Origin of the sequence: Nonomuraea sp. NPDC049419, from assembly GCF_040676995.1 — a bacterium.
Classification (GTDB): Bacteria; Actinomycetota; Actinomycetes; order Streptosporangiales; family Streptosporangiaceae; genus Nonomuraea; species Nonomuraea salmonea.
In genome coordinates, this window is record NZ_JBFAQB010000016.1 from 198,929 (window position 1) to 224,530 (window position 25,602).

Annotated in this window: 26 protein-coding genes; 11 read left to right on the top strand and 15 right to left on the bottom strand. The window is 73.1% G+C overall.

Annotated elements, in window-relative coordinates:
* Positions 1-60: 60 nt before the first annotated feature.
* The 4 genes from AB0K12_RS35455 (at position 61) to AB0K12_RS35470 (ending at position 4,091) form a co-directional block, all read left to right on the top strand.
* Positions 61-936 carry an AraC family transcriptional regulator gene (locus AB0K12_RS35455; RefSeq protein ID WP_364571226.1) on the top strand — a complete coding sequence of 292 codons (876 nt, stop codon included), beginning with the start codon at positions 61-63 and terminating at the stop codon, positions 934-936.
* Positions 937-1,030: 94 nt separating this feature from the next.
* Complete coding sequence (locus AB0K12_RS35460) at positions 1,031-1,561, top strand: PadR family transcriptional regulator (protein ID WP_364571228.1); 531 nt, start codon at positions 1,031-1,033, stop codon at positions 1,559-1,561.
* Positions 1,558-2,295, top strand: coding sequence for an ABC transporter ATP-binding protein (locus tag AB0K12_RS35465; RefSeq protein ID WP_364571230.1), 738 nt, complete (start codon positions 1,558-1,560; stop codon positions 2,293-2,295). The genes AB0K12_RS35460 and AB0K12_RS35465 overlap by 4 nt, the downstream gene beginning before the upstream one ends.
* Before the next feature lie 5 nt (positions 2,296-2,300).
* Positions 2,301-4,091, top strand: coding sequence for an FtsX-like permease family protein (locus tag AB0K12_RS35470; protein ID WP_364571232.1), 1,791 nt, complete (start codon positions 2,301-2,303; stop codon positions 4,089-4,091).
* Positions 4,092-4,152: 61 nt separating this feature from the next.
* Here AB0K12_RS35470 and AB0K12_RS35475 read toward each other — a convergent pair whose 3' ends face one another.
* The 4 genes from AB0K12_RS35475 to AB0K12_RS35490 form a co-directional block, all read right to left on the bottom strand.
* Positions 4,153-4,557 carry a spore-associated protein A gene (locus AB0K12_RS35475; RefSeq protein WP_364571234.1) on the bottom strand — a complete coding sequence of 135 codons (405 nt, stop codon included), beginning with the start codon at positions 4,555-4,557 and terminating at the stop codon, positions 4,153-4,155.
* A gap of 154 nt (positions 4,558-4,711) precedes the next feature.
* Complete coding sequence (locus AB0K12_RS35480) at positions 4,712-5,821, bottom strand: C45 family peptidase (RefSeq protein ID WP_364571236.1); 1,110 nt, start codon at positions 5,819-5,821, stop codon at positions 4,712-4,714.
* Between the two features lie 106 nt (positions 5,822-5,927).
* Positions 5,928-8,537, bottom strand: coding sequence for an FtsX-like permease family protein (locus AB0K12_RS35485; protein WP_364571238.1), 2,610 nt, complete (start codon positions 8,535-8,537; stop codon positions 5,928-5,930).
* Positions 8,534-11,503, bottom strand: coding sequence for an ABC transporter permease (locus tag AB0K12_RS35490; protein ID WP_364571240.1), 2,970 nt, complete (start codon positions 11,501-11,503; stop codon positions 8,534-8,536). Before AB0K12_RS35490 ends, AB0K12_RS35485 begins: the two co-directional genes overlap by 4 nt.
* A 230-nt stretch (positions 11,504-11,733) precedes the next feature.
* Between AB0K12_RS35490 and AB0K12_RS35495 the strand changes: the two genes are divergently transcribed.
* On the top strand, positions 11,734-11,961 hold the full coding sequence (locus tag AB0K12_RS35495; protein WP_364571242.1) for a hypothetical protein: 228 nt from the start codon (positions 11,734-11,736) through the stop codon (positions 11,959-11,961).
* 66 nt (positions 11,962-12,027) lie between these two features.
* On the opposite strand, the gene AB0K12_RS35500 is transcribed toward AB0K12_RS35495, so the two are convergent.
* Both AB0K12_RS35500 and AB0K12_RS35505 read right to left on the bottom strand, forming a co-directional pair.
* Complete coding sequence (locus AB0K12_RS35500; RefSeq protein ID WP_364571244.1) at positions 12,028-12,303, bottom strand: hypothetical protein; 276 nt, start codon at positions 12,301-12,303, stop codon at positions 12,028-12,030.
* A gap of 171 nt (positions 12,304-12,474) precedes the next feature.
* Positions 12,475-12,990: a MarR family transcriptional regulator gene (locus AB0K12_RS35505; protein ID WP_364571246.1), complete on the bottom strand. Its 516-nt coding sequence runs from the start codon at positions 12,988-12,990 to the stop codon at positions 12,475-12,477.
* A gap of 174 nt (positions 12,991-13,164) precedes the next feature.
* Here AB0K12_RS35505 and AB0K12_RS35510 point away from each other — a divergent pair, with 174 nt between their 5' ends.
* Together AB0K12_RS35510 and AB0K12_RS35515 are read left to right on the top strand one after the other, a co-directional pair.
* Entirely contained in the window at positions 13,165-13,899 is a 735-nt protein-coding gene (locus AB0K12_RS35510; RefSeq protein WP_364571248.1) for an ABC transporter ATP-binding protein, read from the top strand.
* 5 nt (positions 13,900-13,904) lie between these two features.
* Positions 13,905-16,481 carry an FtsX-like permease family protein gene (locus AB0K12_RS35515; protein ID WP_364571250.1) on the top strand — a complete coding sequence of 859 codons (2,577 nt, stop codon included), beginning with the start codon at positions 13,905-13,907 and terminating at the stop codon, positions 16,479-16,481.
* A 93-nt stretch (positions 16,482-16,574) separates the two neighbouring features.
* Here the strand turns inward: AB0K12_RS35515 and AB0K12_RS35520 are convergent, their stop codons facing one another.
* The 8 genes from AB0K12_RS35520 to AB0K12_RS35555 form a co-directional block, all read right to left on the bottom strand.
* Positions 16,575-17,036, bottom strand: a complete 462-nt coding sequence (locus AB0K12_RS35520; protein WP_364571252.1) for a DUF1772 domain-containing protein — start codon at positions 17,034-17,036, stop codon at positions 16,575-16,577.
* Positions 17,037-17,085: 49 nt separating this feature from the next.
* On the bottom strand, positions 17,086-17,541 hold the full coding sequence (locus tag AB0K12_RS35525) for an SRPBCC family protein (RefSeq protein WP_355430383.1): 456 nt from the start codon (positions 17,539-17,541) through the stop codon (positions 17,086-17,088).
* Position 17,542: 1 nt separating this feature from the next.
* Positions 17,543-17,803, bottom strand: coding sequence for an acyl carrier protein (locus AB0K12_RS35530; protein WP_355430381.1), 261 nt, complete (start codon positions 17,801-17,803; stop codon positions 17,543-17,545).
* Positions 17,804-17,888: 85 nt separating this feature from the next.
* Positions 17,889-18,341, bottom strand: a complete 453-nt coding sequence (locus tag AB0K12_RS35535) for a DUF1772 domain-containing protein (RefSeq protein WP_364571255.1) — start codon at positions 18,339-18,341, stop codon at positions 17,889-17,891.
* Entirely contained in the window at positions 18,338-19,204 is an 867-nt protein-coding gene (locus AB0K12_RS35540) for an NAD(P)-dependent oxidoreductase (protein ID WP_364571257.1), read from the bottom strand. The genes AB0K12_RS35535 and AB0K12_RS35540 overlap by 4 nt, the downstream gene beginning before the upstream one ends.
* Positions 19,201-19,581, bottom strand: a complete 381-nt coding sequence (locus tag AB0K12_RS35545; protein WP_364571259.1) for a SchA/CurD-like domain-containing protein — start codon at positions 19,579-19,581, stop codon at positions 19,201-19,203. The genes AB0K12_RS35540 and AB0K12_RS35545 overlap by 4 nt, the downstream gene beginning before the upstream one ends.
* Positions 19,582-19,612: 31 nt before the next feature.
* Positions 19,613-20,464 carry an LLM class flavin-dependent oxidoreductase gene (locus AB0K12_RS35550; RefSeq protein WP_364571261.1) on the bottom strand — a complete coding sequence of 284 codons (852 nt, stop codon included), beginning with the start codon at positions 20,462-20,464 and terminating at the stop codon, positions 19,613-19,615.
* An 18-nt stretch (positions 20,465-20,482) separates the two neighbouring features.
* Positions 20,483-21,220, bottom strand: coding sequence for an SDR family oxidoreductase (locus tag AB0K12_RS35555; protein ID WP_364571263.1), 738 nt, complete (start codon positions 21,218-21,220; stop codon positions 20,483-20,485).
* Positions 21,221-21,420: 200 nt separating this feature from the next.
* On the opposite strand from AB0K12_RS35555, the gene AB0K12_RS35560 reads away from it, so the two are divergent.
* Positions 21,421-22,428: a methyltransferase gene (locus AB0K12_RS35560; protein ID WP_364571265.1), complete on the top strand. Its 1,008-nt coding sequence runs from the start codon at positions 21,421-21,423 to the stop codon at positions 22,426-22,428.
* Here AB0K12_RS35560 and AB0K12_RS35565 read toward each other — a convergent pair.
* Positions 22,405-22,803 (bottom strand): SchA/CurD-like domain-containing protein, encoded by a 399-nt coding sequence (locus AB0K12_RS35565; RefSeq protein WP_364571267.1) that lies wholly within the window; start codon positions 22,801-22,803, stop codon positions 22,405-22,407. The two genes, AB0K12_RS35560 and AB0K12_RS35565, sit on opposite strands and share 24 nt — an antisense overlap.
* Before the next feature lie 213 nt (positions 22,804-23,016).
* Here AB0K12_RS35565 and AB0K12_RS35570 point away from each other — a divergent pair, with 213 nt between their 5' ends.
* Genes AB0K12_RS35570 through AB0K12_RS35580 form a run of 3 tightly spaced genes read left to right on the top strand, consistent with a single transcriptional unit; the run spans position 23,017 to position 25,503 of the window.
* Positions 23,017-24,072, top strand: coding sequence for a methyltransferase (locus AB0K12_RS35570; RefSeq protein WP_364571270.1), 1,056 nt, complete (start codon positions 23,017-23,019; stop codon positions 24,070-24,072).
* 25 nt (positions 24,073-24,097) lie between these two features.
* On the top strand, positions 24,098-25,294 hold the full coding sequence (locus AB0K12_RS35575; RefSeq protein ID WP_364571272.1) for a cytochrome P450: 1,197 nt from the start codon (positions 24,098-24,100) through the stop codon (positions 25,292-25,294).
* 2 nt (positions 25,295-25,296) lie between these two features.
* Positions 25,297-25,503, top strand: coding sequence for a ferredoxin (locus tag AB0K12_RS35580; RefSeq protein ID WP_364571275.1), 207 nt, complete (start codon positions 25,297-25,299; stop codon positions 25,501-25,503).
* The last annotated feature ends 99 nt before the right edge of the window (positions 25,504-25,602 follow it).

Consider the following 25,602-nt stretch of genomic DNA (forward strand, 5'->3'; position numbering starts at 1 on the left):
GCGAGGTACAGGCATTCAGGCGGTACGGGCGCGCGAGACGGCTCGGCGTAGGGTGGAGCGATGGGATTCGAGGAGCTGCTCTCCCTGCTCGACCGGCATGTCCGCCCCGACGAGACCACCGCCATCGACGGCCTGCACATCGCCAGGATCGAGCAGCCCGGCCCGCCCTCGCCCTCCATGTCGGGCACGGTGCTCGCGGTGCTCGCCCAGGGGGCGAAGCGGCTCGTGGTGGGCGACCGGGTGCTCGAATACCGGCCGGGCAGCTATCTGGTGGCCTCCATCGACCTGCCGTGCACGGGCCACTTCGTGGACATCGGCCCCGATCATCCCGCCGTGGGGATGGCGCTCGTCCTCGACCCGTCCGCCATCGCCGACCTGCTGCTCCACGCCGACCCGCCGCAGGGGCGGGGGCCGGCGCTGCCCGGCATCGCCGTCGCGTCCATGACGGACGACCTCCTCGACGCCCTGATCCGCCTGGTCCGCCTGCTCGACCGGCCGGGCGACCAGGCCGTGCTGGCGCCGATGGTCAAGCGCGAGATCCTGTGGCGGGTGCTCACCGGCGACCAGGGCGGCACCGTACGCCAGCTCGGCATGGCCGGCAGCAGCCTCAGCCACGTCGCCAGGGCGGTGCGGTGGATCAAGGAGCACTACGCGGAGCCGTTCCGCGTCGAGGACCTGGCCCGTACGGCCGGCATGAGCCCATCGGCGTTCTACCGGCACTTCCAGACCGTGACCGCGCTCAGCCCCATCCAGTTCCAGAAGCAGCTCCGCCTCCAGCAGGCCCGCCTGCTGCTCGCCGCCCACCCCCGCGACGTCACCGCCGTCGCCCACCGCGTCGGCTACGACAGCGCCTCCCAGTTCAGCCGCGAATACCGCCGCCAGTACGGCCTGCCCCCCAGCCAGGACGCCACCCGCCTCACCGGCCAGCCGGTGTGAGCACGCCGCGCGTACGACGGCGGCGGTGCGGGCGCCGCTTTGACACCTCCCTTGGGTAACCGCTATCTATTAGCCAACCGTTAGGGGAGCGACCATGCAGGACGCGGTGCTCGCGATGCTCGCCAAGGAGCCGTCGCACGGCTACCAGTTGCACGCCCGGCTGCGCCGCAGCCTGGGCCCGCTCGGCGAGGCGATGAACCGGGGCCAGATCTACGTGACGCTGTCCCGCCTGGAGAAGGCGGGGCTCGTCGTCTGCGAGCGTGCCGACGGCCTGCCCGACCGGCCCGAGCGCAAGGTCTACGCGCTGACGCCGGCCGGGCAGCAGCGGGTGACCGCCTGGCTGAGCGAGGTGGGCTGGCCGAAGCCCGACCTCGCGGAGTTCCATCTCAAGCTGACCGCCGCCGCGGCGGCCCGGCTGGCCGACCCGGTGGAGCTGGTCGCCGCGCAGCGCCGCGAGCTGCTGCGCCGCCTGCGTGAGGCGCAGCAGGCGGCGCTCGCCGAGCCGCCCGAGTCGGGGGCCGCCCTGCTGCTCGAAGGGGTCGTGCTGCGGCTGCAGGCCGACCTGCGCTGGCTCGACGTCTGCGAACGCGCCTGGACGCCCGGCGCCGGGACGGAGGACGCATGATCGCGGTGCAGACCCGCGCTCTGGTGAAGACGCACGGTCAGGGGCAGAGCCGGGTCCGTGCGGTGGACGAGGTCGATCTGGAGGTGCCCGAGGGGCAGTCGCTGGCCGTGATGGGGCCGAGCGGCTGCGGGAAGTCCACACTCCTGCACCTGCTGGGCGGTCTCGAACGGCCGACCGAGGGCGAGGTGTGGGTGGACGGGCGGCGCATCGACACGCTGAGCGAGCGCGCTCTGGCCCGGCTGCGGCGGCGCTCCGTGGGCTTCGTGTTCCAGGCGTTCCACCTGGTGGAGGAGCTGTCGGCGGCCGAGAACGTCGAGCTGCCCGCGCTGCTCGCCGGCCGCTCGCCCCGGCAGGCCAGGCGCCGCGCGGCCGACCTCCTCGAACGGGTCGGCCTCGCGGAACGCGCCCGCCACCTGCCGTCGGAGCTGTCGGGCGGCCAGCGCCAGCGTGTCGCCGTCGCCCGCGCCCTGGTCAACGACCCGCGCGTCGTCCTCGCCGACGAGCCCACCGGCAACCTCGACAGCGCCGCCACCAACGACATCCTGCGCATCTTCGAGGACCTGCGCGGCTCGGGGCAGACGCTGGTGATCGTCACCCACGACGAGCGCGTGGCGGCCACGGCCGACCGGCTGATCACCATGCGCGACGGCATGTTCGTCGGCGACACCGTCATGACCGGCACCGGCGGCCAGTGGCTGGGCGGGCTGGGCGGGCTCATCGGGCTGGAGGGCTGACCGCCGTGAGCTCATTCGTGCTCGTCGCGCGGCTGGTGCGGGCCGATCTGCGGCGGCACCGCGTTCAGGGGGTGCTGCTCCTGCTCGCGGTGGCGGTGGCCACGGCGACGCTGGCCGTGGGGGTGTCTCTGCCCGGTGTCAGCGACTCCCTTTACGCGCAGACGCGCGCCGCCACCGCTGGGCCCGACGTGGTCGTGCTCTCCGGGGAGTCGGGGCCTGCCGTCGCGCCGGCGCTGGCCTCGCTGACGGAGGATCCGCGGGTCGTCGCGCATCGGGGCCCGTACCGGATCGTCTACGGCGAGCTCAGCGCGCGCGACGGGATCACGTCCCCCGTCGTGGTGCATGCCATCGACGAGCGGCCCGCCGCCGTCGAGCGGCCGGTGGTGACCTCAGGCGAGTGGGTGCGCCCTGGCGGCCTGGTTCTGGAACGGGGGTTCGCGACCGCGCTGGAAGTCGGGCCCGGTGATCGGGTGACGATCGCCGGGCGGACGTACCCCGTCGTCGGGGTCGCCGTCACGGCGGCCACCTCCATCTACCCGTGGGCGGCGCAGATCGGCCCCGGCGGCGGTCCCAGTGACTACAGCGGGCTGGCCTGGCTGACCACGTCCGACGCGCGGGCTCTGGCGGAGGCCCGCGACCTCCAGGTGACCACCGCCGTGGATCTCAAGCTGCGCGACCCCGCCACCGCCGGCACCTTCCGCGACGCCCACCACGAGCTCGACGCCATCAGGGTGAACTTCCACTCCTGGCAGTTCAAGGCGCAGCAGGACATGGTGATCCTCAGGAACAGCCAGCCGGTCCTGGTGCTCGGCGGGTGGCTGCTCGACCTGCTGGCCGTCACCGGCGTGGCCGCGCTGGCCGCCGGGCGGACCGCTGAGCAGACCCGCAGGGCCGGGCTGCTCAAGGCCGTCGGCGCCACGCCCGGCGTGATCGCCACCGTCCTGCTCACCGAGTACCTCGTGCTGGCGGTGGCGGGGAACGCACTCGGGCTGGTGGCCGCCCGGCTGGCCATGCCGGTCATCGCCACCCCCACCGCCAGCAGGATCGGCGACGTCACGCTGACCGGATCCGCCGTGGTCGCGACGGCGGTGCTGGCCGTCGTGGTGGCGGTGCTGTCGACGCTGCGTCCCACGCTGCACGCCCTGCGTACGGCCACCGTCACGGCACTGGGCGCCGGCGTGCGCCGCCCGCGGCACCGGCCCTGGCTGACCGCGCTGTCCGCGCTGCTGCCCACGCCGCTCCTGCTCGGGCTGCGGCTGACCGCCCGCAGGCCGGGCCGCGCCGTGCTGCAGGCGTGCGCCACCGCCGTGACCGTGATCACGCTGATCGCCCTGCTGGCCCTGCAGGCGCAGCACAACCGCGGCTACGGCCTGAACGGCTCCTCGGCCCTGCCGAACCTGCGCGGCGAGCACGACCGTCAGGTGCTGCTCGCCGTCACCGTGCTGATCGTCGTCCTGGCGGTGGTGAACACGCTGATCCTCACCTGGACCACCGCCATGGACGCCCGCCTGAACCTGGCCATCGCCCAAGCCGTCGGCGCCACCCCCGGGCAGGTGGCCGCCGGGCTGTCCGTCGCCCAGCTCCTGCCCGCGGTGTCGGGCGCGCTCGCCGGCGTGCCGCTGGGCACGTTCATGAACCTGCTGTTCAGCGCCAGGAACGCCGTGGCGCCGCCTGCGTGGGGGTTGTTCGCCGTGGCGGCGGCGGCCGTGGTGGTGACGGCGGCGCTGGTCGCCCTGCCCGCCCGGCTGGCGGCCCGGCGCCCGGTGGCCCCGACGCTCAGCGCCGAGGCGGCGTGATCGTAGCCGCCCCTTAGGCGACCCGAGTCACTTCAGGCCGGATCACCGCAGACGGCATGGATCACTTGCCGCAGTGGCCGAACTTCGAGGTCCACTGCTTCTTGCCGTAGTCGCCGCCCCACTGGACGCAGTAGCCCCTGGCGTCGATCTTGACGGGCCCGGCGTAGGTGGTGAATTTGCCGGCGTCCACCTTCCACGGCTGGCGCTCACGGTGGATCAGCGCCTTGAGGTAGACCCGCTTGCTGCTGGGCTTGTTGCGCCACGTGACGACGCAGTTGGTCTTGCCGTTGTAGAGCAGGTAGACGGTGGCGCCGCCCAGGCTGTGCTTGTCGATCACGTGGTAGCTGCCGCCGCACGCGGCGATGGGCGACGACGCCGCCTGCGCGGGGGCGCTCGTGAGGAGGGATCCGGCGAGGGCGGCCGCACTGGTGAGCGCGAGCACGCCGGCCCGGTTGAGTCTGCGCATAAGAGCCGTTCCTAACGTCGTCCAGCTGTCGCGCGGTGGCTGCTCGCCGCGCCGCACCGGGCACGAAGATCGCCACACACGTGGTGCGGTGCAACTTATGCACCTTTGCTACCAGTGTCAAACGTAGGTAAAGGACGGCCCCCTACGCCACAGGTCACCCTCGGCGGGCGCTGAAAACCAGCTCATCGGTGTACCGCCCGTCCCCCAGATAGAAGGAGCTCGACAGGGTCCGCTCGGTGGTGTCGAAGACCGTACGCCACAGCGTGCGGAACGGCCCGAACTCGGGCGCGCGCACCACCTCCAGGCCGTCGCACATGTCGCGCTCCGACATCGTGACGCCCTTGCTGTGCTCGTACAGCGCGCGCAGCCGCCCGTACGTGCCGAGCGTCTCCTCGGTGTCGGCGGGCAGCGCCATCGGGTCGGGGTGGCGGTGCAGCTGGTGGTTGGTGACGCACAGGGGCCCGTCGCCGACCTCCACGATGTGCTCGGTGCCGTTAGCGCCGCGCTCCCACACGAACGCGCCGCCGTGCGCGTCGGAGACCAGGTAGTGCAGCGGCGCGCCGTGGTCGTACTGCTTGGCGCAGAGCAGCGCCTGCTTGGCCTGCTCCACGGTCGCGCAGGTGTCGATCAGGAACCGGGGCAGCTGCAGGCTGCTCAGGCCGACCTGCGGGGTGGTGTCCTGGGGCGGCTCGGCGTTCTCGATGTCGGCGATCAGCAGCGTCACCGCCAGCCCCGCCTCGTTGATGCCGTCCATGCAGCCGTCGAGGTCCGACATGGTGATCACGGTGGAGGCGAGGCCGTCGTCCGGGATCGTGGTGATCACGTACGGGCGGGCGGCCATCGGCAGCTCGTCCGGCCCCGGTGCGCCGCCGTTGAACTCGCTCGCGGTCAGGGTGAAGAAGTCGTAGTTGCGGGCCATCCTGCCGTGACCGTCCGCCGACGCCGACGGCGGCACCCACAGGGCCGAGCAGGCGGAGCCGGTCGGGACGTAGCCGAGCCCGTCCAGGGCCAGCTCGTCCTGGTCGGGGTCCAGGCCGAGCGCCTCGGCCGCGCCGTCCATCCTGGCGTGGTGCTGCGGCCAGTGCCGCTCGAACCAGGTCCGCCTGGCCCGGTTCACCGTGGGGTCCACCGGACGGGGCCGCCAGCCGAGCCGCAACGCCTCATCGGTGAGCTGCCTGCCGATCCCGATCTGCCCGCCCCGTACGGTCATGTGACGCACGAGCTGGAAGTCCTGCTTGCCGCCCGCGACTTGAGTGATGTTCATGCCCCCGACCCTGCCGCCCTCCACTGACCGCCCCCTGACCCTCCACTGACCACCCGCTGATGAGCCGTAGGAGGTCCGCGCCCGCGACCGCGCCCCTTGAGCCCGGTCAGTCCGAGCCGACGCGGAGTGCGGCGTCGAGTTCGCGGCGGCGGGTCATGGCGGTGTGGGCGTACGCCCCCGCCACCGCGGACAGCGCCAGCCCCGCCGCCAGCGCCACGGGCGTGAGCAGGCCCGGCGTGTGGTCGGCGACGGGCAGGCCGCCGGCGAACACCGACACGTCCACACCGGGGCCGAGCGCGGCGGGCAGCCCCATGCCCAGGGCCACGCCCACGGGCGCGGTGATGACGACGACGGGCAGCAGCTCCAGCAGGGTCAGCCGCGTGGCCTGCCGGTCGGACAGCCCGAGCGTGCGCAGCAGCGACACCGTCCGCGCCCGCCCCTCGGCCCCGGCGACGAGCGACAGCACGATCGCGACCAGCGCGTACGCCCCCAGCGCCACCGTCACCACGACCATCGTCGTCCGGACGGTCCCGGTCAGCGGATCGGCCTGGACGGCCCGCAGCGCAGCCTCCTGCGTCTCGATGGTCGCCGACGGGACGAGCCTGGCCAGGTGGGCGGGGCTGATGTCGCCCTTGATGAGCAGGGTGTCGGCCGCGTGCCAGGGCAGCACCTCCCACGGCACGAGGAGGAACTGCCCGTTGGAGGAGAACCCGGGCACGGCGTCGATGACGCCCTGGGCGTTCAGGCGTACGGGTGACAGCCAGGTGAGGTCGAAGGTGCCGCGCGGGCCGAGCCCGGGCGAGACCAGCGCGGGCGAGACCAGCGCGGGCGAGACCTGCGCGGACGTGCCGCCGGACAGGGCGGGCAGGCTGATCGGGGCGCCCTCGTTCACCCGGCGCCACTGGGCGAGGTCCACGGCGACGACGTACGGCTGCTCGCCGGTGCCCGTGATCTGCGCGCGGCCGGTCATGGCGGGGGCCACCCGCTCGACGCCGGGCGCGGCGCGTACCCGCTCGATCGTCTCGGGCGTGAGGCCGGCCGCGGTGAGCTTCATGGGCGCGCCCACCTTCTGCCAGGACGCCACCTGCTGGGTGGTGGTGATCCCGTCGTGGATCACCGCGGCGAACACCGACAGGCTCAGCGCGGGCAGCAGGATCAGCACCGGCAGCGCCCCCGTGGCGCGCTGCCTGGCCGCCCTGGCCAGCCCCAGGAACGGCACGGCGGCCCGCCCGCGCGCGGCCAGCCGGACGAGCAGCCGCAGCGGGTAGGGGTGGCAGCGCAGGATGATCAGCGCGGCGGCGAGCGTCAGCGCGACGGGGATCACCAGCAGGTACGGATCCTGCTGCGCGCTCCCCGACACCCCTCTGGCCCGCAGCAGGTACGCCCCCGCCAGCGCGAGCACGACGACCAGCGACTCCACCGTGACGCGCCGCGCGGACGGCCGGACCGCGGCCAGGTCGCCGCGCCGCTCGCGCAGCGGGGTGCGGTGGGCGAGCGCCACGCGCGTCCCGGCGAAGGCCACGGTGACGACGACCACGGCCAAGGGCCCGATGTGCACGATCGGCAGCGCGGGCCCCGGCAGCAGGTACGCCAGTGCGTACCCGGCGAGCGCGGCGGGCCCCGTCGTGAGCGCGGTCAGCGCGGTCCCCGCGGCCACCACCTGCCCCAGCGCGGCGCCGCGCGCCCGCGCCAGGGCGAGCGTGCGTTCCATGCGGTCGGTCAGCAGCCGCGCGGCGAGCGCGATGACGCCGAGCGCGACCGCGAACAGCCCGCCGAGCACGAGGTACAGGACGGTCTGGGCGGCGGCGAGCGCGGTCAGGAAGGCGGTGATGAGCTGGGGCAGCCCGGTGGCCAGGCGGTAGCTGATGAGGCCGGTGCCCTGGACGTCCACCTGCCGGCGGAACTCGGCGACCGCGGCGGGGACGCCGGGCGCGGAGAGGGCGTTCGCGGCGCGCGGGTCGAGCGGGAACACCCAGCGGTAGGTGAGGTCGCGGGTGGGGTTGGCCAGCGCCGCCAGCCCGGCGTCCGCCATGAGCGTGGTGGTGTGCAGCTCCTCCGGCCCGTCGGCGGGCACGGCGTGGGTGACGTGCAGGACGTCGGCGTCGTGGCCCCAGGCGCGGTCGGCCGGGTCCTTGGCGCGGAAGACGCCGACGATGCGCACGGCCGTGTGCACGCTCTCCCCGAGCAGCCTGGTCTCGCCGACGCGCAGCCCCATCCGGGACTCGGCCTCCTCGACGACGCCCACCTCGATGACGGGGATCGTGCTTCCCGCGTACCGCATGGTGGTGGGCGCGCCCGGGGCACGGCCGCGCACCCAGTCCACGCGCCGGCCGGCGTCGGAGAGCCAGCCGAGGTTGACGAACTCGCGGATCGGGCCCCTCCCCTCGGCGGGCGTGCGGAAGGTCTTGGCGCTGATGTGACCGCCCGGCCCGGTCAGGGGGCGCAGCGCGGCCGGCACGAGTGCGCGCCAGCGCCGCGCCGCGTACTCGAACTCGGCGCGCGAGTGCAGCTCGCCGGCTTGCTGCGCCGGGGCGCCGGTGACGGTCAGGTCGGCGGCCGTCACGTCGGCCCCGGCCAGCGACCTGCGCAGCGCCTCGTCGTAGGACGCCTGCATGGTTCGCGGCAGCCCGGAGACCAGCAGGCAGGCGACCGCCGTCAGCACGGCGAGCAGCGCGTCGGTGCCCGCGTGCGTGCGGACGCCCAGGGGGATCCTCACCGTTCCTCCAAGCTCTGTCCCCGCCACATGCGCCTGGCCAGCCCCGCGACGATCACCGCGAGCACCGCCGTCACCACGGCCAGCAGCACCGCCACGGACGCCCACGGAAGCCGGAACAGCACGTCGGGCACCACCGCCGCCGCCTGCCCGCTCAGCACGATGCGCGGCACCACCAGGCCGCCGACGGCGACGGCGAGCGCGGTGCCGGACACGAGCGACAACCCGATGACGAACGCCTGCTCGGTGGCGAGCAGCCCGAACATCTGCCGGGGCCCGGTGCCGAGCGCCCGCAGCACGGCGAACTCGGCCCGCCGCTCCCGCGCCGCGGCCACCGCGTTCACCAGGAAGCCGAGCACCGCGAAGCCGAGCGCCGCCGCGAATCCCAGCGTCAGCCCGCCGCGCAGCGCGCCGGCCAGCGGGTCGTCGTGCAGCTTCGCCGCCAGCTCGTGCCGGTCCACGGCGGTGACGTCCCATTGCGGGTTGCGGCGCAGGACCTCTCTGGCGGGCGCCAAGCCGGGGGTGGCGAGCCACCATTCGGTGGCGGGCCTGGACGGCTGCGCGGCGGCCAGCTCGTAGGCGTGCAGCGACTCCCAGTCGGCCAGCACGGCCTCCTGCCCGGCGTCGCTGGTGGGCAGGCTCGTCACGAGGCCCACGACCTCGATCCGCGCGACCAGTCCGGAGAAGCGCACCTCCCCGGACTGGCCCGTGGTCAGCTTGAGCGCGGCGGCGAGGCCGGACGTGAGCACCACGGGCAGCGGCCTCCGCGCGGTGCCGAGCGCCCCGCTCACCGGGACGTCACTGCCGTCCGCGCGCAGCCCGGTCAGTTTCGCCCCCGCGAGGCCGCGTACGGACAGCGGATACGTGATCGTGCCCGACCGACCCGCGAGCGGTGTCAGGTCGAGCTCGACCGTGTTGGCGCCCTCCTGCAGCTCGCCGAGCGGCACGTCGTGCCAGACGCCGAGCGCGTCGGACAGCACCAGCCTGCCGGGCCCCGCGGCGCGCGCGTCGGCCCGCACGGTGAGGGCGCGCGGCTTGCCGGGCAGCTCCAGCCGGCCGCCCCGATCACCCGTGAGAGCGGCGGCGAGCTGCGGAACCGTCCGCGCCGACAGGTCGGGGCGCAGGTGGAGCAGCTCGGGCAGCCGGTCCGCGTCCAGGGCGAGGAGCAGCGCGCTCTCGCCGCCCACCTCGGTCTGTGCGCGGAAGGCGGGCGAGGCGGCGGTCACGCCGGGGAGCGCCGCGAACGCCGTCCCTCGCCCGAGCACCCCCAGCTCAGGACCCTCGGAAGGCCCGCGCAGCCGCAGGTCGGCGCCCGCCTGGTGGTCGGCCTGGTCGCGGTGGGAGGTCTGCCAGGTGGCGGTGGTGGCCAGGGAGATGACACCGATCGCGATGGCCAGGGTCAGCAGCAGCGCGGGGCCCGCGTACCTGAGCGGCCGCCTGCTCACCTGCCAGGCGCCCAGCGCGGGCGCGAGGGTGGGGCGGCGCGCGGTGACCCGCTCGGCCAGCCGCGACACGCGCGGCACGAGCCGCAGCCCCAGCAGGCCGCCTGCGAGCAGGGCCAGGGCGGGGCCCGTGATGATCAGCGGGTCGATGCCGAGCCCGCCCGCCGCCGTCGCGGTGACCGGGCCGCCGTAGCGCTGCAGCTGCCAGATCGCCAGGCCGGCCACCGCCAGCAGCGCCAGGTCGCCGCCCGCGCCGTGGATCAGCGCGCGCCGCAGGCCACGGCCGCGCGCCGACTGCTCCTGCACGTACGTGCGCCGCCCGCCCGCCACCGCCGGCAGCGCCAGCAGCACGGCCGCGGCCGAAGCCACCCCGAAGGAGACGAGGTACGCCCCCGCGTCCGGCTGAGGCCGCACCGAAGTACCGGACAGCAGGCCGATCAGCGCGATCAGCGGCGGCCCGAGCAGCGGCGCGACCACCGCGCACGGCAGCGCGATCAGCAGGGCCTCGCCGCCCGCCAGCGCCACCAGCCGGCCCGTGCCCGCGCCGCGCGAGCGCAGCAGCGCCGTCTCCATGCGGCGGTGGTCGGTCAGCAGCCGCGCGGTCAGCGCCAGCGCGTAGCCGGCCAGCAGCAGGAGCTGCAGCATCGAGATCAGCAGCACCGAGCGGGTCACCAGGGACGCGCTGTCGAGCTGGGTGAGCAGCGCGGGCAGTTCGGTGGCGGTCAGGCAGGTGACGCAGCCCGCCGCCGGCAGCCCGCGGCTCAGCCCGCCGACGGCCGCCGCCAGCGGGCGCAGCCGCTCGGCGGTCAGCGTGCCGAAGCCGGGCTCGGCCGCCCAGACGGCCCTGACGCGGGTGGCGAAGCCGGCGACGAAGGTCTCGGGGGTCACCATGAGGGGCCCGTACGTGGTGTACTCGCCGCGCTCCACGCCCCGGCTCAGCAGCTCCTCGCCGGCCCAGCGCTCGCCCAACGGGTCGTCGAGCCGGAAGACGCCGACGACGCGGACCTTGACCGGGTGGCCGTCGCCGCGCGCCCTGGTGACGAACTCCTCGCCGGCCTCGAACCCGGTGGCCGTGGCCGCCGGCTCCGAGATCGCCGCCTCCACCGTCTCTCCCCCGGTCCGGGGCCACCTGCCCGCGACCAGCCTGGCGTGCCGGTCGAGCCCGTCGTGGCTGCCGAAGCGCAGCAGGCCGGGCAGCTCCTCGTCGTCCTCGCCCGGCATGACGTACGAGTCGGAGCGCAGGCTGGTGGTGACGTCGGGCGGCGCTCGGAAGGTCTCGGTCAGCCGGTCGCGGACCAGGCGGTCGTACTGGGGGAAGGTCGTGGCGTCGACCTGGGCGGTGACGGTGACGCTCGTCTGGTGGTAGGGGGCGTCCCGCACCGCCTCGCGCACGCCCGCGCCGGAGACGGCGGCGGCGTACATGGTCATCGCCACCAGCGTGGTCGTCGCCAGGAGGATCGCCCCGAACGCGCCGAGCAGCAGCAACGGCTCGTCCAGTGCCCGCTTCACGACCAGCGGCGCCCGCATTCCCGCCTCTCCTTCCCCCGATCCTTCTAGACCTTCGGACGCGGGCGCGACCGGCGGCAAGAGCGATCAGCCAGCTGATACGGGAAGGTGACCAGGCGAAGTGCTGCGCGAAATCCAGCGTTGACAGATCTCTGTGAAGATCCGTAGCGTGTCCTGAAAGGCCGAATAATCGGTTTCCCGCGGAAAGGAAAAGCGTGCGACGTAGACTGGCGCGAGCAACCTCGACGCTTATGGCAGCGGCATTCCTGACAGCCGGAATAACCTCCCTCTCAGCCGCTCCAGCGGCGGCCGGAACGACGTGGCAGGCGCAGGCCGCGGCCGGCTGGTCACCGTACAAGAATTACGCGACCCACGCCGCGTGCGCCCGCGAGGGCGGCGAGCTGCTGAACGCCGGAATCATCAAGGACTGGGACTGCTCGTGGGACAGCCCTTATTGGCTGCTGAGCGTCTACCGCTGAGAGAAATGAAACCCGGCCGGGGCGACGGAGCACCTTTCGCCGCCCCGGCCGGGACCTTTTCCGCACCTATTCGATGCGTACGCGCAGAATCCAGTAAGGGCTGTCCCACTCGCACTTGTAGGCGATGACGACGCCGCCGCCGAGCATTTCCCGGCCCTGCTGCCGGCAGGCCTCATAGTCGAGGTAGTTCTTGTAGTCCACCCATACGGCCGGTGGGGCCGCGACATTCGACGTGCGGGTGGTTTCTGCTTGTGCGGAGGTGGTTGCGAAGAAGGTGCCTCCCGCCGTCAGGAATCCTGTCGCGAGGAGGATCGAAGCGACTTTCGCCAGTCTGCGTCGCACACTTTTCCTTTCCGCAAGACGCTCAAGAGCGCCCTAAATTTCGGCCTTTACCCGACACGCTACGGATCTTGCCCGAAGGGTGTCAATACCGAAATGTCGCCATAACGGGCGACCGCAAGTGACCCCTGACCACTCCCCGTCCGGGGCGCAGGTCAGCGGGGGCCGCGGCGTTCAGCGGGGGGCAGCGGCATCCGGCGAAGAAGTGGCGTCCGGCGAAGAGGTGGCGGCGCGTTCCGCCACGCCGCGCAGCAATTCGACGAGCAGCCCGCGCTCGGCCTCCGGCAGCGGCCCGAAGAGGTGGCCGCCGATCCGGTCGGTGGCCTGCCGCGCCGCCGCGAGCGTCTGCTCACCCTGGGGCGTCAGCACGATGCAGTAGGCCCGCCGGTCCTGCGGCGCCCGCTCGCGGGCGACCAGCCCGCGAGCCTCCAGCTCGTCAATGAGCCGGACCATCGCGGACTTGTCGATGCGCAGGCGGTCGATGAGATCACGCTGGCTGACCGGGCCGTACATCGGGAGCGCGAGCAGCACGGCGAACGTGCGGACATTGAGGCCCAGCGGGCGCAGCGCCTGGTTGAGCCGCTCCCGGCTCTGGTTGTGCACCTCGGCCAGCAGCATCCCGAGCCCCACGTGGTCGGCGGCGGGGCCGCCCTCTCCGGCCAGGAAGCGCTCGAGCAGATCTTGGAGCATGCGCCCACTGTAGTCCCATCCGATATAGTCTCACAGTGAGATTATCTCGCAGGGTTCAAATATTCGCCGACCAGGAGAGATCCTCATGCCCGAGCCGACCCGCAGCCGCACACGCCAGGCCACGGCCCGGCAGGACGCGCCGCGCCCGCTCCCCCGCCGCGCGGGAGGACCGCGATGACCGGGGCGGGCCAGGTGATGGTCGCCTCGCAGGTGGCCAAGACCTACGGATCAGGCGACGGCGCGGTCAACGCGCTGCGCGGGGTCTCGGCGGCGTTCGTCCGCGGCGAGTTCACCGCGATCATGGGCCCGTCGGGGTCGGGTAAGTCGACGTTCATGCACTGCCTGGCCGGTCTAGACGTGGTGACGTCCGGCACGATCCGGGTCGGCGAGACCGACATCACCCAGCTGTCCCGCACCCGGCTCACCGAGCTGCGCCGCGATCGCATGGGCTTCGTCTTCCAGTCGTTCAACCTGCTGCCGATGCTGACCGCCGAGGAGAACATCAGGCTCACCGGCCGGCTGGCGGGCCGTGACGTCGAGCCCGGCTGGTTCGACACGATCGTGGACGCGCTCGGCCTGCGCGGCCGGCTGAGCCACCGGCCCGCCGAGATGTCCGGCGGCCAGCAGCAGCGGGTCGCCGTCGCGCGGGCGCTGCTGACCAGGCCGGAAGTGCTGTTCGCGGACGAGCCGACCGGGAACCTGGACTCGAACTCCAGCGCCGAGGTGCTGGGCTTCCTGCGCGCCGCCGTGGACGACTACCAGCAGACGGTGGTCATGGTCACCCACGACCCGGCCGCCGCCGCGTACGCCGACCGGGTGCTGTTCCTGGCCGACGGGATGATCGTGGACGAGCTGGCCGGTCCCACCATCGACGCCGTGCACGCCCGCATGCGCAAGATCGAGGGCTGAGCGTCATGGGCAACCCGTTGTGGCTGATCGCGCGCCGCACGTTCGCCGAGGGCTGGGTGCGGCTCACCGCCACGCTGCTGGCGGCACTGGGCTCGATCGCGCTCATCGCGGGCTCGACGCAGTTCGCGCTGCGCGCGCAGGAGGCGGTGGCCGGCAGCGACGCCAGCGAGTACGCCAACGCCGACGTGCTCGTGCAGGGCGGCACGGTCGATCCCGCCGACCCGTTCGCGCCGCCGGACGGCCGGATCCAGCTCGACCGGCTCGCCTCCCGGCCCGGGGTGGCCGCGGCGGCCGGTGACGCCACGGTCGCGGTGACCGCCGCCCGCGCCGACGGGCAGGCGATCATGGCGGCGGCCGAGGGCCGTACGCTGCTGCGTCCCTGGGTGGCCGATGCGCGGCTGAGCCCGTACCGGCTGGAGGCGGGCCGCGCGCCGGCCGCCGACGGCGAGGTGGTGGTCATCCGGCACCTGGCGCGCGCCGGCGAGCTGGGCGTCGGCGACCCGCTGACGCTGACGCTGCCGCGCGAGACCCGCCAGGTGCGGATCTCCGGCATCGTCAGCGTCCAGGACCGCGGCGCGGTGGCGGCGGGCGACCTCGTGCTGGCGCCGCCCGAGACCGTGCGGCAGGCCGCGATGCTGCCGCCGGGCAGCTGGCAGGGCGTCTGGCTGAAGGCCGCTCCCGGCGTGTCCGCCGACCGGCTGCGCGACGAGGTGTCCCGCGAGCTGGGCGACACGGCCACCGTGCGCACCGCCGCGTCCGTACGGGCCGCGCAGACCGCGGCGGCGGCGGGCGAGGGCGCCTCGATCGCCGGCGTCGTCGGCATGCTCGCCTCCGTGGCGATCTTCGTCGGCCTGTTCGTGGTGGCCAACACCTTCGGCACCCTCGTCAGGCAGCGCACCAGGCGGCTCGCGCTGCTCGGCGCCATCGGCGCCACGCCCCGCCAGATCGGCCGGCTCATCCGGCTGGAGGCGCTGGTGCTGGGCACGGTCGCGGCGGTGGGCGGCGTGGCCGCCGGCTTCCCGCTGGCCGAGCTGATCATCTGGCTGTTCGCCCAGGACGGCTTCGACGTCTCCGCGTCCGACCCGCAGCTCGGCGTCGCCGCGCTGGTCGTGCCCGCCGCCGCCGGGATCCTCGTCACCCAGGCCGCCGCCTGGCGGGCGGCCCGCCGCGCCGGAGCGGTCTCGCCCGTCGAGGCGCTGCGCAGCACCGTCGCCGAGCCGGTCGAACGCCGCTGGCCCCGGCTGCTGCTCGCGGGCGGGCTCTTCGCCGGCGCACTCCTGTTCTGCGGGATCGCGGTGGCGGTCCGGATCAGCGACACGCCTGGCTCGGACCGCACGTTCGCGATCACGCTGATGGTGCTCTTCGCGTCGATGCTGGGCGTGACAGGGCTGGCCGTGCTCACCCCGTTCTTCGTCGGGCCGCTCGGGGGTCTGGTGGGGCGGGTCGGGACCATGGTCAGCGGGGAGACCGGGCGGCTCGCGCGGGCCACGATCACGCGCAGCCCGCGCCGGGTCTCCTCGGCGGCCTCGTCCCTGATGCTCGGCGTCGCGCTGGTCGCCTCGCTGGTGCTGGTGACGATGTCCGTGCACGACCGGTTCATCGAGGCGGGGCGGCAGGTGATGGTCGCCGAGCACGCGATCGCCTCGACCGCGCGGACCGCGGAGGGCGCGCCCGCGCCGCTGGCCCGCGACGTCGCGGCCAAGGTCGCCAACGCGCCCGGCGTGTCGGCGAGCGCGCTGCTGACCCGGAGCGAGGTCACGCTGGTGTCGCCCGGCGGCGCCGAGCCGTACCGCTTCCTGGTCAGCGGTGCCGAGCAGAGCGGCCTGCGCGAGGTCCTGCGGCTGGGCGGCAGGCCGCCCGTCCTGCGCGACGGGGAGATCGCGCTGGCCTCGACCGTGATGAAGGAGCGGGGGCTGCGGCGCGGCCAGGACATCGTGGTACGCGGCCTCCAGGGCCGGGTCACGCTCAAGATCGCCGGCTCCTACCACGACCCGTCCCACCTGTTCGCCGACCAGGCACTCGTGGCCCCGGCGACGATGGACCGGCTCGACACCAACGCGGCCACGCTGGCGGTGCTCGTCCGCGGCGGCTCCGCGCAGGCGCTGCAAAGCGCTCTGTCCGGGGTGCCGGGGGTGCGGGTGCTCGACAGGGACGCGTACGTGGACGCCGCATCGCAGTCGCAGACCAGGGCGCTGCGCTCGACGTACAGCTTCGTCGGCATGGCGCTGCTGCTGGCCCTGTTCGGCATGGCGACCACGGTCTCGATGAGCGTGGTCGAGCGCACCCGCGAGTTCGGGCTGCTGCGTGCCGTCGGCGCGACCGTGCGGCAGGTACGCGGGATCGTCCGCTGGGAGGCGGCCACCGTGGTCGTGCTGGGCACGCTGCTCGGCCTGGTGATCGGCATCGGGACCCTAGGGCTCCTGTACGTCACCAGCGGCAGCTCGTTCCTGCGCCCGGCGCCGCCGTGGTGGCTGTTCCTGGCGCTCGTGGCGGGCGCGGCGGTGGCGACGCTGCTCACCTCGGCGCTGCCCGCGCGCCGGGCGGCGAGCGTGCCGGTGCTGGAGGCCGCCAAAGCCGAGTGAACGGCGGGTGAGACGTTGACAGGACACGTCAAGGACCGGCTCCTCTCGCACGGGAGCCGGCCTTTGGCGTCGTGGGGGTGCCGTCGCGGAGGGCTACAGGGTCAGGCCGACGAGGGCGCAGTTGACGATCAGGGCGAGGGTGGACAGGGCGGTGCGCACCCGGTTCCACGAGCCCCACTGCCGCCGGGGGTCGCGCTGCGCGAAGTCGTCGGGCAGGTGGTCGGGGTCGAGGGTGCGTACCCACCGGTTCACCGGCACGTTCTTCGTCACCGAGATCGCGATCGTGCCGAGGCAGAGCGCGGCCGCCACCAGGTACAGCACCCGCGCCACCGTGCCCTCCGCCAGCAGGGCGAGCGTGAGGTCGCCGAGCGTGGTGAGCAGCAGGCAGGCGGGCATGAAGGGGTCGAACCTGGTCGAGAAGAACGCGTGCGCGTGCACGTAGCGGTCGGGTGGCAGGCTGTCCAGCAGCGGCCAGCCGCCCATCTGGGTGCCGAGCAGCACCCCGGCGGCCAGCCCGTTGGCCAGCAGGACGAGCGGGACAACGATCTCCAGCACGAGCTCCTCCAAACGGTCAGCCTGCCACCGGCCCTCGCGTCCGCACCGCTCAGCGGGCGGCCGCGGCGGCCTCCACCTTCTGCTTGATCAGTGCCATCTGCACGGGGGTGTTGCGGTTGAGCCGCGCCTGCATCGTCGCGTCGTCGACCGGTGCCTCCGCCTTCATCTCGAAGTCCTGCACCCAGCGCATGCGCACGCCGCCGTCCTCCTGCAGGTACTCCCAGTAGATCCACATGTACTTGAACGGCCCGGTCTCCACCCGCTGCGAGCGGACGGTCTTCGTGGCCTCGTCGGGGCGCCGGGCCGACACCCAGCTCCACACCTTGCCGTTCTCGTCGGGGTGCAGCGCGAGCCGGAACAGGATCGTGCCGTCACGGTCCGAGAGGATCTTGGCCTCTGAGTACTCGCTGAACAGCTCGGTCCAGGACTCGATGTCGTTGGTCATGTCCCAGACGAGCTGCATGGGAGCGTTGATGACGATCTCGTTGTCGGTGTGCCCGGCCATGTCACGCACCCGCCTTCGCCGTCAGCAGCGAGTTGACGTAGTCGATCGCCTTGGCCGGCGTCGGCATGTCCAGCACGGCCTCGTCGCTGATCTGGACGCCGTAGCGGCGCTCCACCTGGCTGCACAGCTCCAGCAGGGCCAGCGAGTCGTAGCCGAGGAAGGCGAACTCCGTGTCGGCGATGTCGCCGTCGAGGTCGGCTTCGTCGACGCCGCCCATCTTGCGCAGGATGTCCTTCAGTTCGTCCATGTCGAAGGCACTCATTGCAGTTTCTCCATTCGGTCGGCCGCGCCATGTTCCGGCGCTTTCTGACTTCTCATCCGGCTTTGCGCCGCGGTGCCCGGCGCGGTCAGGCGAGCACCACGGCGACGGCGTTCACCGTCACGCCCAGCAGGGCGAGCGCGGTGCGCAGCAGGTGCCAGCGCCGCCACAGCGGGCGGGGGTCGCGCCAGTCGGGCGGCACCTTGTCCGGGTCGAGGGCCTTGACCACCCGGTTGATCGGGACGTTGCAGAAGTGCGAGACCACCGACACCCCGAGCAGCAGGACGGCGGCCGTGGCGAACAGCGCGGCCGGCTCGGCCCTGGTCAGCACCGCGAGCACGATGTCGAGGGCCATCGACGTCAGCACGATGATCGGCATGGTCGGGTCCCACCGGCGGCCCACGAGCTGGTGGGTGTAGACGTAGCGGTCGGCCGGCATCGCGAAGAGCGCGGGCAGCACGCTCAGCGCGACCGCGAACAGCACCCCGGCCACGACCCCGCTGCCCACCAGCGCCGCCACGGCCAGCAGGTCGGTGATCATGTCGGTTCGGCGACCGTGGCGGCGTCGTCGTCGCCGCGGCCGGCCTCCAAAACGGCGGCGTAGCGGTCGAGGGCACTCCCCGTCACCGGCAGGTCGGCCCCGTGGGTCTGCGCCTCCTGGACGGCCAGGCGGAGGTCCTTGTGCATGAGCGTGGCGCGGAAGGCCGCCGGCCGGTACGTCCGCCCGCGCATGAACTGCGCGCGGAACGACAGCACCGGCGAGCGCCAGCCGCTGCGCTCGAAGACGTCCAGCAGCACGTTCCGATCGACGCCCATGGCCTCGACGAACGTCACCGCCTCCGCGAGGCCGATGATCTGCACGCCCAGCATCAGGTTGAACGCCAGCTTCAGCGCGCTCGCGTTCCCGGTCGGCCCGAGCACGCGGACGTCCTGCCCGATGGCCTCCAGCACGTCGCGCACCTCGGCCACCGCCGCGTCCGCACCGGCGGCGAAGACGCGCAGCTCGCCCTTGGCGGCCATCGCCGGGTTGCCGAGCACGCACGCCTCGACCCGCCGCACCCCCGCCTTGGCCAGCCGCGCTTCCGCGTCCACGGCGAACGCCGGGGTGACGGTCGAGGTGTCCACGACGACCGAGCCGGGCGGCAGCCGCCCGTCCAGCGCGCCGAACAGCACCTGCTCCACGGCCGCCTCGTCGGCGAGGCTGAGCAGCACGACCTCGGCGCCGGCCACCGCCTCGGCCGGGGTGGCCGCGACCGCGGCCCCCGCCTCTCGCAACGGCACGGCCTTCTCAGGGCTCCGGTTGTACGCGGTGACGCGCGCGCCCGCGGCGATGAGGGCCCGCGCCATGCCCGCGCCCATGCCGCCCAGCCCGAGCACCGCGATCGACGCCGGCCGCACGCTCATCGCTGCGCGGGGTGGGTCTCGACGGACAGCTGCGAGATGCAGCGCATGACGGCGTCGCGGAAGTACCGGCCGAACCCGGCCTCGTCGCCGGTGTCCCGCTGCTCCTGGAGGTAGGGGGCGAGTTGCTCCTCGATCAGGTGCACCCCGCGCTGCCCGCCCATGTGGCGGGCGATGGCGGCGAACTCGCCCTCGTAGTGGATGATCCGTACCATCACGTCGTCCTTGATGAAGACCGCGGTGCCGAGCAGCCGGCCCGCCGCGGCGCCGTCGTCGCCGGTGAACACGGGGGTGTCCACCCGCTGGAAGCCGGCGAAGATCTCGGCGATCTCGTCCTCGTAACCCGGTTTGACCCGGTAGGTGATGGCCGCGTACGGCATGGCGTCCTCCTTCTGGATCGTCGGCGCGGGCTCAGCCGAAGGCCACTTTGGCGATCAGGTCGAGCTGGCCGGCATCGGACGTACAGGGGATCAGCATGAGCTCGTCGCATCCGGCGGCGGCGTAGCCGTCGATCGTCTCGCGCAGCCGGGTGTCGTCGGTGATCACGTTCTCGGCCAGGAAGCGGGCCTTCTGGCCGGTGTAGGCGTAGTAGTCGAGCAGGTAGCGGGCGCCGGCCTGCCTGCGGTCCGCGCCGGGCGCGACGTAGGCGAGCGCGCCCAGCCGGGGCTGGTCGGTGCGGCCCGCGTCGGCCCAGCTCTTGCGTACGGCGGCGGCCACCTCGGCGTAGCGGTGCAGCGGGGTGCTGCCGGAGATCCAGCCGATGCCGTACCTCGCGGCGCGCGCCATCGACGCGGCCGAGTTGCCGCCGACCCAGAGCGGGATCCGCCCGCGCTGCGGGCGCGGGCCGACGCCGGGGACCTCCCCCGACCACACCCGCCCCATCTCCTCCAGCACCGCGTCGAGGCGGCGCCCGCGCCCGCCGTACGGCACGCCGGTCGCGGTGAAGTCGTCCTCCCTGCCGCCCGCGGCGACGCCGACGACCAGCCGGCCGCCGGACAGCCGGTCCACGCTGGCCAGTTGCTTGGCCAGCAGCGTCGCGCTCGGCCGGTAGGCGGCCAGCAGGATCGTGGGCGCCAGCGTGATGCGCTCGGTCACGGCCGCGGCGGCGGCCAGCGTCACCACGGTGTCGTAGCTGTCGTAGACCAGCCGGTCGAGCACCGCCAGCGTGCTGAAGCCGAGCCGGTCGGCCCGGCGGGCGAACTCGGCCAGCTCCCTGCCGTCCGCGCCGGGAACGGTGCTCGGCGCGCCGACTCCGATGTCCATGGGTCTCCCGCCCGCCGCTCAGATCCCGCCGTCCACGTTCAGGGTCACGCCGCTGATGTAGCGGGAGGTGTCACCCGCCAGGAACAGCACCGCGCCGGCCACGTCGTGCGGCCGGCAGAGCCGCCCGAGCGCCGTGATCGACACGATCCGCTCGACGACCTGCGGCGGCAGCCCCGCACCCGGCTCGGTCTCGGTGAGTCCAGGCGCGACCAGGTTGACCCTGATGCCGCGGGCGCCCAGCTCCTTGCACAGCCCCCGGGTGAACCCGATGAGCGCCGCCTTCGAGGCGGAGTAGTGCACGCCGTTCATCCGCCCGCGCAGCGCGGCCGACGCGCCGATGTTGATCACCGAGGCGCCGTCGGCCAGCAGGTGCAGCATCGACTGCGTGACGAGGTAGGCGGAGGTCACGTTGTGGTCGAGCAGCCGCTGCCACTCCTCGCCCGAGATCTTGGCGAACGGGGCCGCGCCGTCCACGCCGACGTTGTTGACCAGGACGTCGAGCCCGCCGAGCTCGGAGTCCACGGTGCCGGCCAGCCGGCGGGCGTCCGCGGAGTCGGTCACGTCGGCCCGCACCACCCGGCTGCGGTCGCCGAGCTCCTTCAGCTCCCTGGCGAGGGTGTCGGCGTCCTCGCCCTCGGTGTGATGACATGCCAGAACGTGTGCGCCGGCCTGCGCGAAGGCGAGGACCGTGGCACGACCGATGCCCCTGGTCCCACCGGTCACCAGCACGCGCTTGCCGCGTAGCCCTTGATCCACCAGACCATTCCTCTCGCTGCGACGTACGGCTCGGCCCATCGTGCAGGCACCGGCTGGTCCGCCCCTCGATTCCCGGTCGAGGCCGGGCGGCGCCGCCGTCGCGCTCCAACCGGCTTCGAGCCGGTCTCCACCTCGCGATGGAAGCGTCGCGAGCAACCCGGCACGACCGTCGGCCAGGGCTGCGAGAAAGGAAGTCACGTATGACGGGCATCGCTCCGGACGTCACCACCCCCACCGGGCTCATCCGGCTGTGCAACGCCTTCTGCGAGGCCAAGGCCCTGCTCACCGCGGTGGAGCTGGACCTCTTCACCGTCCTGCACGACAACCCGGCCACCGAGGAGGAGCTGCGTGAGCGGCTCGGGCTGCACGGCCGCGGCCTGCGCGACTTCCTGCACCTGCTGACCGCGCTCGGCCTGCTGGAACGCCAGGGCGACGGCTTCCGCAACGCCGCCGGCGCGGACCAGTATCTGGTGCGCGAGCAGCCGACGTACGTCGGCGGGTTCATGCGCAGGACCAACGACAACCTCTACCCGGCCTGGGGCAAGCTGTCCGAGGCGCTGCGCACCGGCGAGCCGCAGGCCAAGGGCGACTTCCAGGACGTCCTGCGCGACCCGAAGATTCTGGGCCGGTTCATCCACATGATGGACGCGCTGACCCAGGTGCTCGGGCCGCAGCTCATCGAGGCGTTCGACTTCTCGGGCCACGCGACGCTGCTCGACGTCGGCGGCTGCCGGGGCAACCTGGCCGGCCAGATCACCAAGGCGCACCCCGACCTGACCGGCACCGTGTTCGACCTGCCGCAGATGGAGCCGTTCTTCGACGAGCACATGGCAGGACTGGGCCTGACCGAGCGGATGAGCTTCCACGGCGGCGACTTCTTCAAGGACCCGCTGCCGCGCGCCGACATCGTGGTCCTGGGGCACGTGCTGCACGACTACGACGAGGAGAGCCGCCGCTTCCTGGTGGAGAAGGCGGGCGCGGCGGTCAAGCCGGGCGGCGCGCTGCTGATCTACGACCGCATGCTCGACGAGGGCCCCGCCCTGATCGAGAACCTGGTGATCAGCCTCGACATGATGCTGGTCACCGAGGGCGGCTCGGAGTATCCGGTCGAGGAGGTCAGGCAGCACGCCGCGGCGGCCGGTTTCACCGCGCTGGAGCACCGGCCGCTCGGCGACTTCGACACGCTACTGGTCTGCCGCAGAGGCTGAGGGCTCCGGGTTCCTGGGCACCGCGAACTGGGTGATGCAGCGCAGCCGGCTGGCGTTGAAGGTCTTCGTGAAGCCCTCGACGGTGCCGGTGTCGCGCGGCTTGTTCAGGTAGGGGGCGAGCTTGCGCTCGACCTCGGCCACGCCCGGCTGGGTGGCCATGAACGTGATCACCGCGTCGAGGTCGCCCTCGTACTCGATGAACCGCACCAGCATGCTGTCCCTGATGAACACCGCGGTGGCGAGGATGCGGCCGGCCTGGCCGCCGTCGGCCCCGGGGACGACGTTCCCCGACGGCCGCCGGAAGTTCGCGAACACCTCGGCGACCTCGTCCTCGTGTCCGCCCTTGATGTCATAAGTGATCGCCGTGTACGGCATGGCAACTCCTCGGGAGATCGCGAACGTGGGTCCCCAGGATGCGCGGCGAGGCTCGAAACGCCCTCGCGAACCGCTCGGCTGGAACGCCTGGCCCGCGCTCCATGCCGGTTTGATCCGCCCTTGAGCCGCCGGTGGCAGCCTGCCGGGCATGGCAGGCCCCTGACCGGCCCGAAGGCGGCGGAAACGACCTGTCACCCAGAAGGAGGAATGGGGATGACCACGACCCCGACCGACCGTGTCCAGGAGCAGGGTCCCGGCGAGGAGCAGCAGGAACTGCTCATGATGCTGGCCGGCAAATGGGTGGCGGGCACGTTGAACGTGCTCGCCCGCCTCGGCGTCGCCGACCTGCTCGCCGACGGCCCGTGCGGCGTCGAAGACCTGGCCGCGCGGACCGACAGCCACGCGCCCACGCTGCACCGGTTCCTGCGCGCCGCCGCGTCCGTCGGCGTGTTCGCCGAGCGCGGCGACGGGCGATTCGAGCTGACGCCGAAGGCGCAGTACCTGCGCAGCGACGTGCCAGGCTCGCTCAGGTACCTCGCCTACTTCTACGGCGAGACCACCGTGTGGAACTGCTGGGGCTACGCCTACGACACCGTGCGCACCGGCGAGCCCAACGGCCGCAAGCTGCGGGAGGGCAAGAACTTCTTCGAGTACCTGGAGCAGGAGGCTCCCGAGTTCGCCGCCGCGTTCCACAAGGCCATGTCGGAGCTGAACGAGAGCCGCGCGCCGAAGATCGCCGACTCCTTCGACTTCGGGCGCTTCGCCACGATCGCCGACATCGGCGGCGGCCAGGGCCGGTTCCTGTCGGCCATCCTGCGCCGCTACCCGGACTCGCGGGGCATCCTGTTCGACATCGAGACCGCCATCGCGACGGCGCCGCCGGTGCTCGCCGCGCAGGGCGTCGCCGACCGGGTCGAGCTGGTCAGCGGCAGCTTCTTCGACGAGGTGCCGTCGGGCGCGAACGCGTACACGCTGAAGGCCGTCATGCACGACTGGGCGGACGCCGAGTGCAGCAAGGTGCTGGGCAGGATCAGGCAGGCGATCGGCGACGACGCCGACGCCCGCGTGCTGATCGTGGACGGCGTCGTCCCGGAGGGCAACGACCCCCACTACATCAAGCTGATGGACATCTCGATGGCGGTCACCAACGGCGGCCGGGAGCGGACCGTCGCCGACTGGACGCGGCTCGTGGAGGAGTCGGGCTTCGAGGTCGTCGACATCCACCCCACGGAGCCGCCCCACAGCATCGTCGAGGCCCGGCCGGTGTGAGCCGCCTGATCAGAAAGGTGACCAGATGAGCAGCGAACAGCCGGTCCCGTACCCGTTCCCGCGCCCTTCCCCCCTCGACGTGCCCGCCGAGCTGACGGACCTGCGCGAGCGTCCCGTGCTCCCCGTGGTGCTGCCGAGCGGCGACCGGGCGGTGCTGGTCACGCGGTACGAGGACGTGCGGTCCGTGCTGACCGACCACCGGGTCAGCCGCAATCTCAACCGCCCCGACGCGGCCCGCATGACCTCGAACAACAAGATGTTCCAGGACGAGCGGATGGACCCCGACCCGCCTGAGCACACCAGGGTCAGGCGGCTGGTGATGAAGGCGTTCACCGCCACGATGGTGGAGAACCTGCGCCCCAAGGTGCAGGAGATCGTGGACGAGCTGGTGACCAAGATGGAGAACGGGCCGTGCCCGGCCGACGTGTCGGAGGCCGTCGCGTTCCCGCTGTCCATCCGGGTCATCTGCGACCTGCTGGGCGTGCCCGCCGAGGACCAGGACCGCTTCCGCGGCTGGACGGACCGGTTCCTGTCCACCGGCAAATACTCGGGGCCCGAGATCGGCGCGGCGATGCGCGAGATCAGCGCGTACATGGGGGCGCTGATCGAGAGGCGGCGGGCGAACCCCCGTGACGACCTGATCAGCGCGCTGACGCAGGTCCACGAGGACGACGACACCCGCCTGAGCGAGTACGAGCTGCACTGGTGGTGCCGGCTGCTCCTGCTGGTCGGCTACGAGACCACGGCCAGCCAGATCGGCTACATGGTGGCGAAGGTGCTGGCCCATCCCGACCAGCTCGCCAAGCTGCGCGCGGACCTGTCGCTGGTGCCCTCGGCGGTGGAGGAGGTGCTGCGCTTCAAGCTGCTCAACGGCTCGCTGTCGATGCTCCGCTATGTCACCGACGACATCGAGGTGGGCGGGGTGACGGTGCCGAAGGGCACGAGCATCATCCCGGCGGTCGAGTCGGCGAACTGGGACGAGAGCGTGTTCTGCTGCCCGCACGAGTTCGACGTGGCGCGGCCGTCCAACTACCACCTGACCTTCAGCGTGGGGCCGCACTTCTGCATCGGCGCCTCGCTGGCCCGGCTGGAGCTGCAGATCGTGCTGGACACGCTGCTGCGCCGCTTCCCCGGCCTGCGGCTCGCCGTGCCCGCGGCCGAGCTGGGACGCAGTGAGGGGACGCTGATCGGCGGGCTGCTGAGGATTCCGGTGGAGTGGTGAGCATGCGCGTGACGGTGGATCGTGACACGTGCTGCGGCAGCGGCCTGTGCGTGGCCGCCGTGCCGCAGGTGTTCGGCCACGACGACGAGACCGTGGTCGTGGTACGCGACCCGGAGCCGCCGGCCGCGCTCGCCGACCTCGTCCGCGAGGCGGCCAGGCGCTGCCCGACGGGCACGATCCGGCTCCTCGACGCAAGTGCGGGCGACTGATCGGGGCCCGGCATGAAGCGGCCGCCGGGGGGTGTTACCCCGGCGGGCCCCCCCGGTCCGGCCCGCGCCCGGCCGGGCGCGGCAGTGGCGGGGGGTGGC